Below are 12,204 nucleotides of genomic sequence, written 5' to 3' on the forward strand. Positions count from 1 at the left end.
TGATATGGCAGATGCAAAAAACGTCGCGGCAGTTGCCGCAGGTAAAGATGATGAAGTGTTGCAGTGGGTAACCTTCCGTTTAGATAATGAAACCTATGGTATCAATGTGATGCAGGTGCAAGAGGTGTTGCGTTACACCGAGATCGCGCCTGTACCTGGGGCGCCTCATTATGTGCTGGGGATCATTAACCTGCGCGGTAACGTGGTCACCGTTATCGATACCCGCTCTCGTTTTGGTTTACCTTCTGCCGAGGTGGATGACTCTACCCGTATTGTGATCATCGAAGCCGAGAAGCAAGTGATTGGTATTCTTGTCGACAGTGTCGCCGAAGTGGTCTATCTGCGTGGTTCAGAGATAGATAACGCGCCGAATGTGGGCACGGAAGAGAGTGCCAAGTTCATTCAAGGCGTGAGCAATCGTGATAACGAATTGCTCATTCTGGTGGATCTCGATAAGTTACTCTCTGATGAAGAGTGGATGGAGTTGGCTCAGCTTTAAGGGCTTAGCCGTCGATGATAGTGCATTGACGATATAGCCATTGACGATAAAAAGCCGTCGCTTCGTTCGATGGCTTTTTTCGTGTTGTAAAAGGTCGAGCGTAGATATGAAGGTTAATGGAGTTGGCATTTATGATAGGCGATGAGATCTTAATCGCGGCGTTACTATATGTGGTTGCCTGTCTCGCACTGGTGCTGTATCAGCAAAAACAAACCAATAAGCTCAGAGCTAAGATTGATGCCCTGACGCTGCTGGTTAAAGAGAACGATAGGCAGCGCGAGGCGGTTAAGCAGGAGCTACAGGAGCTGAGATCGGGCACCATAGGTGTTGGGCGTCGCATGCTTGAGCTGGAAAAGCGGGTGACCAAGCAGGAGGCACGTATCGATGAGACAGTAGCAGATGAACCTCAGGCAAGGCTCTATACCCGAGCGATGAAGATGGTCGAACTCGGCGCCGATATCGATGAGCTGGTTAAGGAGTGTGAGCTGCCTAAGGCCGAGGCCGAACTTTTACTGCGCCTTCATGGTAAGGGGCGATAGCGCTCCTTTATTGAGCTAGTTGTCTAAACACTACACCTCTTGCATGATCCTTTTGTGCATATTGTCCCAGCGCTCAGGAAACTTACCGTCCAGCATATAGACGAAGGCGATCAGTTCGGCGATGAGCAAATATAGCTCCTTGGGGATCTCTTCACCTATCTCGAGTTTTTGCAGAAAGTTACTCAAGTTGGCATCTTGATGAATATAGATGCCAGCCTCCTTGGCGATAGCGATGATCTCCTCAGCGACTAAATCCTCCCCCTTGGCGGTGATTTGCGGGGCCGACTTTCCGTCATAGCGCAGCGCTGCGGCCTGGGTGGGTCTGTGTGGTTTGTTGTCTGAACCACCTTGTAAGTCATCTGGTTTATTGTCGTATGTGCTCATCATTAGGCCTTAATTTTTACCAAGTAGTGCTCGCCCGGCAGTAGAGAGGCGGGTACCTGAGAGACTTGGGTGCGGATCTTGTTTGGGGTTAAGCCGATTGCCTGGATCTTTTGTTCCAGCCCCATGAGTCTTTGCTCGATATTATCGAGCAGACTCTGATCCTCTGATGTGAAGCCCAGATTCAGCCGCCCATCTTTGACATCTGCGTTGATCAATAGACCCGCCTGACTGAGGTTAAACTTAAGCTGCAGCCGCCAGTGGGGCGATGCGTTTTTTTCCTGCTCTTCCTGGCTGAAGTGCCCCTCAAGCTCCTCGTGCCTGTGCTCTATCATGTAGGGCAGAGTAAAGTACCAGTTTGTTGACTGCGGCGTATCGCTGCTTGCCTGCTGATAGAGGGAGAGGTTGGATACTAGCTTGCCAAGTAATTCGAGACCGCCGCTTTTTTCGAGCATGCCGAGTAGCTGACTGTTTGATGCGAGCTGTTGCAGGGCTTGTAAGGGGCTTGAGGCCTTACCGCCGGCCTGGGATTTCACCTGTCTGCCAAGGAGCAGCTGAAACAGTACCCCTATGGTGCCTGCATGGCTGGTGATGCTGGCAAGACTAGATACTGGCGATGCCGGCGCAGCGATGCCGGCAAAGCTATCGATAAGCTCCTGTTTCAATGAGCTAGGACTCGCTAACTGGGTAAGTGGCTTGGGAAAGGCGAGCGGCAGAAGCTGTTGCATCAACTGCAGCAAGTTTTTACCCTGCGCGCCTTTTGCGGTCTGTACCGCCTTATCTGTGAGTTGACCGAGCGCGAGATTCAGACCTCTATGACCTAGCTCCTTGGAATTGAGCCCTTTAGCGTTTAATGCTGCCGATAGTGTTGATGTTTGGCTCACATCTGCTGACTGTGGTGCTATGCCCTTTGGCGATATTTGTCCTTCCTGCTTCCCTAAGGCGGCAAGCTGAGCCAGCGCGGCAGGGCTAGCCTGCAACTGGCTGCTAGCCTTGGCGTTTCCTTGTTCACCTGATGTGGTTTGGGATATGGATTGGAGCATGGCATGGCGGATAAGCTGAGCGCTAGCATCGAGCCTAAGTGCTGTAACCATGGTGCTGACCCTCTGAAAGAGTTGGCTCTGATTTATTTGGGCAATATCTTTCAGCAACTGAGCCTGGGCATTTTTAAACCCAGTTGTAGTTACCGAATCTAGCGCTGAAGTTAGTGATTTACCATTTCGCGAATTGATTGCCGCGGCTGCCAAGTCATTATTTTGGGCTGCTTGAAGCGGTATCTGGTTAATCTGCTGATTCGATGATGCCTTGTTTACTGCAACTAGGTTTGCTGGGGCTAGATTTGCTGATGTTAGGTTTGTCGCTACTAGATTTGTCGGTTTAGCCATTGCCGATGCCTTGCTTGGTATGAGAGCAGGTAAGGACTCACCGGAGCCCTTTGGTGTGGTTAACTCTCTGATAAGCCCATTTAACGATTCTGGCGTTAACGAGGTTTTTGCCAAGCTGTTTATTAGCTGATGGTAAGCGCTGGCTAACTCGGGTTTGCTGATAAGAGCCTGTGATGTCTGGGGTAACAGATAGAGTGCGGGGGAGTTGGTATTGCTCAGCAGCGCCTCTTTACCCATTGGCGTCAGCAGCAGATTAACCTCAGCCAATTTGGGCGTGAGAGTCAGGGTTAACTGTCCATTATCCATGGTAATTTTGGCCACGTACTGGCCATCAGCGATGGGTGGGCTAGGTAATCTAACCAGCTGTTGATCGCTAAAAAACAGCTGATTTGCGGTTATTTGCACTTCACCTAAGGGGTAGCCCTGTGGGCGATTGGCAAAGTTAGTAAGCTGGGCCAGGCTTATCTGGTTGGCATTGATATAGGCAACCAGCCCCTTGGGTAAGGGGAGGGCGATAGCTTCTCCATGGGCCTGCACGGTAGCACTTAACATGGAGCTTGAATTCGCGGCGGCGCTCAATTGGGTCAATACTGTAAGACGAACGGCATCTTGTTTTAGGCTTTGCTGATCTTTACTGTCTTGATAGGTGATTGCTAGCTCGCGATGATTGAGCCTGAGTTTATCGCCCTGAGGCGTCGATGCTACCTCAACCGGAATATTTTTGGGCTGGAGGCTCTTGTTAGCTTGATTGAGAAGCTCACCGCCAGATACCGCTGGGGAGGGCATGTCGATACGGGAATTACTCAATTGTTAACCTCAAATTGATGCTCCATGAATGTCTTATTACAAAATTCAATTTGACCTATCGCTTTAGCTGAGTATCCTTAGCGATCTGAAAAGGAAAACCAAACTGTGTAGTCTAGTATTAACACTTTATCGTCAACAATAGCTGGTGACTTTAGCCGTGTGAATACTAATTAGGAAACTAATTTATATGAAGTGTAAATGGATTGCGTTGAGTCTGCTATTGGTTGGTGCCCAGGCGATGGCACAGACAGACACAAGCGATGAGCGTGCAACGGATAGCACCACAGCAGAAGTCACCATTATCTATAACGATGAGCGCGATCCCCTGGAGGGCTTTAACCGCGCCATGTGGGATTTCAACTATCAGTTTCTCGACAAATATTTCTATCGCCCCGTGGCACATGGCTACAATGATATCTTGCCTAGGCCGGTGAAAACTGGTGTTAATAACTTTGTCCTCAACTTCGAAGAACCCAGCTCTATGGTGAATAACGCCCTGCAGGGCAAGTGGGGTTGGGCGGCCAATGCCGGCGGACGGTTTACCATCAACACCACTATAGGTTTGTTGGGGGTGATCGATGTTGCCGACATGATGGGCTTACAGCGTAAACAGGACGAGTTTAATGAGGTGTTAGGCTACTACGGTGTGCCTAACGGTCCGTACTTTATGGCGCCGTTTTTAGGCCCCTATGTGACTCGCGAGTTGGCCTCGGATTGGGTGGATGGTCTCTATTTTCCGCTGTCTGAGTTGACCATGTGGCAATCCTTAGCCAAGTGGGGGCTGAAAAACCTACACAGGCGCGCATCGGCAATTGACCAAGAAAGACTTGTCGATAATGCACTTGACCCCTACACTTTTGTTAAGGAAGCGTATTTTCAGCATCTTGACTATAAAGTTTATGATGGCGACATACCCGTGTCGACTGATGATGACGAATTGCTCGACGAATACATGACAGAGCTTGATTAACATCAGTGTCCCGCATAACCCATTGTTTCATAATAGGCGAAGGAACTAGCGATAAGATGTTGCTTATCTAGGCGTATATGGATGTACTAGATTTTGCGGCTTAGCCAGAGTGCAAGCCTGGGGAAGCTAAATGGCGTTAGAAGATCTAGTGATACTGTTAGTGGAAGACGACCCGGTATTTCGCAGTATTGTGGCCGCCTTCTTGACCAATCGTGGTGCGACCGTTATCGAGGCCGATGATGGTCAGCAGGGGTTAGAGCGGTTTAGTCAGCACGATTTCGATATCGTGCTGGCGGATCTCAGCATGCCTATCCTGGGTGGGTTGGATATGCTCAAGCAGATGATCAAGCGCAAGCCAGATACCCTCTCAATCGTCATTTCGGGTAATCAGGTGATGGCCGATGTGGTCGAGGCGCTCAGAGTGGGCGCTAGTGATTACTTGGTAAAGCCGGTTAACGATCTCTGTCTTATCGAGAATGCTATCCGCCAATGTGTGGGCGGCAGCAGTCAGCAAGATGTGCAGCTGGAAGATCTCGACGAATTATCCTATCAAGAGTTGGAAGAGCACCTTAACCTGCTGGAGCAGAACGCCGAGGCAGCTAAGAGCGTGCAGCAGCAGCTATTTCCTCCTTCTGTCATCGATTATCCCAAAGCTAAGATTGACTATAGCCTGTTCAAGCATGACGAGGTGAGCGCCTATTTTATCGATAGCGTCAATGTGGGCGAACGCTACCTCATCATGTATATGGCGCATTTTCATCCACAAGATAATCGCTGCGCCTTTGCCAGCGTACTGCTTAAGAGTTTCGTCAATCAGAAGTTGAAACGGTTTCGCAATGACAATACCGAAACCATCATCGAGCCCTTTAATATGTTGAGTTACCTCAATGAGCGGATGAGCAAGTCGGGGTTAGATATTTATGTGGATATCGTTTACGCCGTGGTTGAACTGACCCATTACCGCGCTTCAATCGCCCAAGCGGGTAAGGGATTGAGGTGTTATATTCGCAATGAGGAAGGCTTGATGCCGCTGGCGATGCCTGACGCCCTGCAGTTGGGGATTTTAGAGTGGGGCCAGCCCAGCACTCAATTTCGAAACTTAATGCCGGGAGAGAGCCTGTGTGTGGTTTCTAGCAATACCGAGCATAGGGAGATGTTACTCAATGATGAGTTTGTCGGTTTGAGTTATAGCCCTGAGGTTGCCCCTGGTGGTTATGTGCAGATGAGCTTCTAATTATTCCTCGAAATTTTTCTATTTCACCAAGTCTAAAAACAAAAAACGCCACATTGAGTGGCGTTTTTTATGGAGCTAAATTTTAGTTATCTAGCGATAAGCCATTAGCGCTTAATTGCTTCATGCTCGGCAGTGATAGCAATCTCTTCTTCTAAGGCTTCTTCTTCTGTGTGGTGGCTGTCTTCGGCGCCATGCATCCAGTCAACCAGTTTATCCGCCATGAAGTAGAGGATAACGCCTGACAGTGCGACCGTGATAGCGATACCGGCGAAGATAGACATAGCGTTGGCTAGCTGCTCCTCTTTTGCACCACCATGGCCGATGAATGAACCGATAATACCGCCAATCTTGTTAGCCGCGGCAACAAACAGGAACCATGCACCCATCATGAGTGACGCTATACGCAGTGGAGCCAGCTTAGTGACCATAGACAGGCCGATTGGAGAGAGGCACAGTTCACCCATGGTGTGGAAGAAATAAGCACCTACCAACCACCACATGCTTGATTTAGCGTTAGCGTCGCCGCCCATTTCGAGTACCGCACCGATCATGAACAGGAAGCCTGTTGCAAGCAGCACCAGACCTAGCGCGAATTTCACCGGAGAGTTTGGTTCTCTGTCACCCAGGCGAACCCAGATAGAGGCAACTACAGGGGCGAAGATCACGATGAACATAGCGTTCAGGGATTGGAACCAAGTAGTTGGGACTTCCCAGCTGCCAATCATACGGTCGGTGAAGTCGTTGGTGAAGAGGTTCATCAGGCCACCGGCTTGCTCGAAGCCTGCCCAGAAGATAATGGTAAACAGACCCATGACCATGATCACTTTGATGCGATCGCGTTCAACTTTGGTTAGCGGCTCTTTGCGCACTTCACCTTTTTCTGCAGCTCTCTGCTTTTCAAGTTGGGCGGCTGGTACACGTCCGATATCGCCAAGCAGCTTTTGTGCGAACAGGAACTGGATGATCAGTGAGAGGATCATACCAATACCGGCACAGATGAAGCCTGCTTGGAAGTTACCATCGAAGTAAGCCACGACCGAACCAACTATGATGCCCGATAGGAAGGCACCTACGTTAATACCCATGTAGAAGATGGTGAATGCACCGTCACGGCGGTGATCGCCTTCTTCATAGAGGTCACCCACCATAGTAGAGATATTTGGCTTGAATAGGCCGTTACCTAAGATTAGGACGCCCAGACCAACATAGAAGACTTCTGTTTCCATGCCTTGTACCCAAGCGTGCGGGGTACCAAGAATAAATTGACCAGCGGCCATCAGGGCGCCACCTATCATGATGGCTTTACGTTGACCTAGGAATGTATCGGCGAGCCAGCCACCGATGAGAGGAGTTAGGTAAACAAGACCTGTGAATGTACCGTAAAGATTTAGGGCGTCTGCCTGGGTCCAACCTAGACCGTGACCACCTTGGGATTGTACTGCGTCGACGAGATAAAGTACCAGGATGGCTCGCATCGCATAGTAACTGAAACGTTCCCATAACTCAGTTGTAAACAACAGGAACAGTCCCTTAGGATGGCCGAGCATCGTACCTTGGGGTTTTGCTGCACTCATGTAAGTCTTCCACCTTCAGCTTGTGATTGCCTACATAACAAAAACTATGTAGAAAAATGGTTGTTGCTAATATAGCTCGCTTGTTGGATAGAGACGCTCAATTAGTCTAACTTAATGAAAATGTTATCTAATCTGCCTTGCCGCGTTCTAAGCTTGTTGCGAGAATTTATTATATTTTAATATTTAGGGTATTAAATTTTATCAAACCCATCTTATATACCCTTTTCATCGCCTAAAAGTCAATTTACCTGGGTTAACTGACCAACAAATCATCACTGGTTGGAGGGGCTAGGGCATGATTGTTTACGGTCTGTTGCGCTTAGCAGAAAGATTTGGCCTGAGGTTACAAAGCGGGTGGGAAAAATAGAGGAAAAACGCTCTTTTCTTTGACCTAGAGTATTTGCTATGATTTCGGCCGTGAATTGGATGTCACCTGAATTATCTCGTTATCTTTGCGTTGCGCGTTATTCTGAGCGTCTTGCAAAACACAGCAATTGTGAAAGTAAGTCCGCAGTGGTTTCTGTCATAGCGGTTATTAAGTGTTAGCTAACGATAAAACTAGGTTTTTAAGGAAATTATGAAGTCTTGGTATCTTGTGTATTGCAAACCTCGCAGCGAAACGCGCGCGCAGCAAAATCTTGCATTGCAACAGATAGAGACCTACTTGCCCACTCTCCCGCAACAGATCACTAAGTCCGGTAAGACTAGCGTAAAACGTCTACCACTATTTCCCTGTTACCTGTTTATCTATTTCGACCCGCTAGAGATCAGCGTAAGTAAGATTCACTCGACACGAGGCGTGTCTCGAATCATAGGCTGCCGAGAAGAGATGACGGCGATCGACGATGCCATAGTGCATTCCATTAAGATGCGTGAGGCCAAGCTGCTTAACGCGTTGCAATTATCGAGTGATGAGTTACCAGGCGAAAATGATGAGCCTGCTTTGGTAGTTGGTGAAAAGGTAAAGTTCATCGATGGGCCATTTAAGGATCTCGAAGGCATATTTGAAGAAGAGAGTGGAGACAAGCGCTGTCACATACTGTTCGAGATCATGGGACAGCAGAAGAAGGTGTCGGTACCCAGAGTCAGTATTAAGGCTGTTTGATTTAATCGAGGTGAAATAAGCTTCATTTAGCGTTAAGGAAGTAGGCTATTGACGTTATCGCTTGTAAGAGATCTGCCATAAACGATTCTAAGGTGAATTTTTATCTGTGTGATTTGTTGATAATTTGGCCAGAAAAGTAATGCAAGAATAGGCGAAAGTGGCATTCTCGTGTCACTTATGTGTTTTTACATTAAGCATAGCACTTTTTAGAATCGATTGACGTATATGTGAACAGTATTTGTCACGCTGTTCCATTACAATGAGTCGCTTTGCTACAAGATAGTACAAAAATGCTTTGTTTAATGTGTCTGTTTGCTAGGCAACTTAACCAAAGTGTTTTTGACAAAACGAAGTAAAAATCTGATGTTTCGCACAAGCGAAGGGCATGTTGGGAGCCGCAACCTATGGGCGGTAGCGTGCCCGCAGGGCATCGAATGAACATGAAGCATTTTGAGATAGTATTCGTCAAGCGATAGCCGAGCCGAAAATGATTGTCAGGAACAATCTTTAACAGCTTTAGCTGGCTCGAAGAGTGAAGTACAGGGTGTACTGAGTCAGGTCGCCGCCACGCGGGTCGGTAGAGTGTCTGCAACGCATCGAATGAAAACTGAGCATTCTGAGATAGTATTCGTTAAGCGATAGCCGAAAATGATTGTCAGGAACAATCATTAACAGCTTTAGCTTGCTCGAAGAGCGAAGTACAGGATGTACTGAGTCAGATCGCCGCCACACGGGGCGATAGTTGCTCGAAAGTAACTGCTTGAAGCTATTGGTTACAGCTTTATTTTGTAGCAACGCGACTTGCCATATTGACTGAAAGCTCGCGTTTGCCTTGAACTCATGACTTGAGTCTTGAGTCTTAAAACTTATCGCTTCATATGTACAGATTAAAAATTTAAAACTCGAATCAATATTTAAACCTTGCCCTTATCAACGGAGATTATCGGTGTTACAACGAACCAAAAAAATCATAATAACGGCGGTTGCAGCCCTATTTTTGATGGGGACTCAGGCTCAGGCGATCACGCCTTCGCCGCAAATGATAGAGCAGTTTAAAAATCTACCTGCTTCGGAGCAGCAGCGATTAGCGCGTCAGTATGGCATTGATCCGGCAATGCTTGGTGGGGGCAACGCTTCGCAGCAAAAGCTTGATACCCCTCAAGTCGTGCAACCACGAGCAACTAATAAAGTAGTTGATCATTCTGCTGAGGCTGCGAGTGCATTTAACTTTTCACAAGATAAGCAGAAAAGTCAGCTGAAGCGCTTCGGTTATGAATTGTTTCAAGGCGAACCTACCACTTTTGCGCCTGTCTCAGATGTCCCTGTGCCGGCTGAGTACCTCGTGGGTCCTGGTGACGGCATTAAGGTGCAGCTCTTTGGTAAAGAGAATAAAGAATATGACCTAGTCATTAATCGTGAAGGGGTTATTCAATTTCCTGAGCTTGGGCCTATTTCGGTTGCTGGCTTAAGCTTTGCAGAGTTGAGGGATGCGCTCAGTTATCGCATTTCTCAGCAGATGATTGGCATCGAGTCAAATATTACCATGGGTGAGCTGCGCTCTATTCGTATCTTTATCGCAGGTGATGCCTATAAACCCGGTTCTTATACCGTCTCGAGCTTGTCTACTATTACTCAAGCATTATTTGTCGCAGGTGGCGTTAATGAAATTGGCTCGCTGCGTAACATTCAAGTCAAGCGTAATGGCAAGCTAGTCGGCAGCATGGATCTGTACGATCTACTGATGCGAGGTGATGCGTCGGGTGACATACGTTTGCGCTCTGGCGATGTAGTGTTTATTCCCCCTGTAGGTGGACTCGTAAGTATTACTGGCGAAGTGCGTCGTCCTGCAATCTATGAGTTGAAACGTAATGAGACGGTTGCCGATATTGTCGCGATGGCAGCTGGCGTGAAACCCGGTGCCTATCCAAAGAGCAGCAGTATAGAGCGATATAATAGTAATGGCCTTCGCAGTATCGTGAATGTCGATTTAACTTCTACTCAAGGTAAATCAACAAAGGCGCAAGCGGGCGATTTTATTCGCGTAAAAAATGCCTCTGGTCAGTTTGAAGATGCCATTACCCTGGTAGGTGCTGTCGTTCGACCAGGAAAATACCAATGGTTTGATGGCCAAAAAGTTAGCGATCTTCTGCCATCACTTTGGGGCGATCTTTCGATTTCAGCCGATCTCAATTATGCGATCATTGTGAGAGAGGTGAATCGCTACGGAAAGGTTAAGGTACTTCAATTCTCTCCTAGTCGCGCGATTGCCGAAAAAGATCTCACGCAAGATTTGTTATTAGCCCCTCGTGATAAGGTCATGCTGTTCAATTATAGCGATGATACTCAAAATCGTTATGAACTAAATAAATTGGTTAAACAAAGAGTTAAAAAGGTCACTTCGCTTACGGGTGATAGCCTTGTGGGTAACGATCTGTTTAAGGCAGGCTTCTCACAGCTTGATAAGATGCAACTTTCAGAGCGTAGTCAAATTGGTGGCGTCGTTGTGGCTAAGGAAGTGCCTGATGATAAAGAGCAGATTGTCAAAGGTGAGGTCAATAAGATGTTGGCTAACTTATTTGATGATAAAGAGCTTATTAAGCTCAGTGGATCTATGAATCGTAGTGAGCTGCTTTATCCTGTTGTTGCACAGCTAGCTGCTCAAGGTAACTCAGATAAAGGCACGCAAGTCGTCGCCATCAGCGGTAAGGTACGTCATCCTGGTGTGTATCCCCTTTCTCAAGGGGCCAAGGTTAAAGACTTAGTCGTTGCTGCGGGTGGATTAGTTGAAGGCGCGTATACGGCTCGAGCAGAATTGACCACCACGGTAATTGGAAGCGAAGAGTCTAGCGTTAACCATTCAAGTGTTAATTTAGATGACGCATTGGCAGGGATTGATAGTGCCAATGTGGCGTTAAGTTCCAGAGACATCTTAACGGTAATGACAACACCTGACTGGCAGGAAAATAAGGCTGTTGAGATTCGTGGTGAGGTCAAGTTCCCCGGTATGTATAACATTCGTCGTGGTGAAACGCTTGCCGATGTGATCGACCGTGCGGGTGGTTTTACTCAGTATGCCTATTTACCTTCTTCTGTGTTTGTTCGTGAGTCAGTACGTCAACAAGAGCAGCTTGAAATTAAGAAGCTTGCCGACCAACTGCGCCGTGACATTGCCACTCGTGGCGTTTCCAAAGATGGCAATGTGGTGAATTATAGCGATGCTAAAATGATGCTCACTGACCTTGAAAACATCAAGGCGGTAGGCCGTTTGGTTGTTGATTTGTCTGCTATATCAATTGGTATCGAACAAGCCGATATTCAGCTTGAAGATCAAGATATTCTCTATGTGCCTTCAGTTAAGCAGACGATTGCGGTAATGGGTGAGGTGCAGCATGCCGCAACTCATAGGTTTAAAGAAGGCTTAACGTTAGATCAGTATCTTGAGATGTCTGGTGGCGCCAGAGAGAGCGCCGATGAAGATAGAACCTACATTATTAAGGCAAATGGTTCAGTTCTGCTGCCAAATCGTTCAATGTGGTTTAGCAGCAATACCGAGCTCAATCCTGGTGACACTATTATTGTTCCGCTGGATACAGAGTATAAAGATAACCTTACACTCTGGACCCAGGTTACCGGCATTATTTATAACAGCGCCGTTGCATTGGCCACGATTGCCAAGTTATAGGCTTTCATATGAGCACTTTGATGAGCTT

Annotated in this window: 9 protein-coding genes; 6 read left to right on the forward strand and 3 right to left on the reverse strand. The window is 47.6% G+C overall.

Going from position 1 to position 12,204, the window contains the following annotated elements; translation table 11 throughout:
* The first annotated feature begins 4 nt into the window (after positions 1-4).
* A complete protein-coding gene (locus AYI87_RS17770) occupies positions 5-499 on the forward strand; it encodes a chemotaxis protein CheW (protein WP_011865192.1) in 495 nt (164 codons plus the stop codon).
* Positions 500-633: 134 nt separating this feature from the next.
* Complete coding sequence (locus AYI87_RS17775; protein ID WP_186300667.1) at positions 634-1,038, forward strand: DUF2802 domain-containing protein; 405 nt, start codon at positions 634-636, stop codon at positions 1,036-1,038.
* 30 nt (positions 1,039-1,068) lie between these two features.
* On the opposite strand, the gene AYI87_RS17780 is transcribed toward AYI87_RS17775, so the two are convergent.
* Both AYI87_RS17780 and AYI87_RS17785 read right to left on the reverse strand, forming a co-directional pair.
* A complete protein-coding gene (locus AYI87_RS17780) occupies positions 1,069-1,425 on the reverse strand; it encodes an EscU/YscU/HrcU family type III secretion system export apparatus switch protein (RefSeq protein WP_260865176.1) in 357 nt (118 codons plus the stop codon).
* Entirely contained in the window at positions 1,425-3,611 is a 2,187-nt protein-coding gene (locus AYI87_RS17785) for a hypothetical protein (RefSeq protein ID WP_144204016.1), read from the reverse strand. The genes AYI87_RS17780 and AYI87_RS17785 overlap by 1 nt, the downstream gene beginning before the upstream one ends.
* A gap of 238 nt (positions 3,612-3,849) precedes the next feature.
* On the opposite strand from AYI87_RS17785, the gene AYI87_RS17790 reads away from it, so the two are divergent.
* Positions 3,850-4,581, forward strand: a complete 732-nt coding sequence (locus AYI87_RS17790; RefSeq protein WP_223294805.1) for a VacJ family lipoprotein — start codon at positions 3,850-3,852, stop codon at positions 4,579-4,581.
* A 130-nt stretch (positions 4,582-4,711) separates the two neighbouring features.
* Entirely contained in the window at positions 4,712-5,815 is a 1,104-nt protein-coding gene (locus tag AYI87_RS17795; protein WP_144204017.1) for a response regulator, read from the forward strand.
* A 104-nt stretch (positions 5,816-5,919) separates the two neighbouring features.
* Here the strand turns inward: AYI87_RS17795 and AYI87_RS17800 are convergent, their stop codons facing one another.
* The gene (locus AYI87_RS17800; protein ID WP_144204018.1) at positions 5,920-7,389 is read right to left on the reverse strand and encodes a peptide MFS transporter; all 1,470 of its coding nucleotides are present in this window, start codon (positions 7,387-7,389) and stop codon (positions 5,920-5,922) included.
* Positions 7,390-7,966: 577 nt separating this feature from the next.
* Between AYI87_RS17800 and rfaH the strand changes: the two genes are divergently transcribed.
* Both rfaH and AYI87_RS17810 read left to right on the forward strand, forming a co-directional pair.
* A complete protein-coding gene (rfaH, locus tag AYI87_RS17805; RefSeq protein ID WP_144204019.1) occupies positions 7,967-8,494 on the forward strand; it encodes a transcription/translation regulatory transformer protein RfaH in 528 nt (175 codons plus the stop codon).
* A gap of 946 nt (positions 8,495-9,440) precedes the next feature.
* A complete protein-coding gene (locus AYI87_RS17810; protein ID WP_144204020.1) occupies positions 9,441-12,176 on the forward strand; it encodes an SLBB domain-containing protein in 2,736 nt (911 codons plus the stop codon).
* The last annotated feature ends 28 nt before the right edge of the window (positions 12,177-12,204 follow it).

Source organism: Shewanella sp. KCT (genome assembly GCF_007636505.1).
Classification (GTDB): Bacteria; Pseudomonadota; Gammaproteobacteria; order Enterobacterales; family Shewanellaceae; genus Shewanella; species Shewanella halotolerans.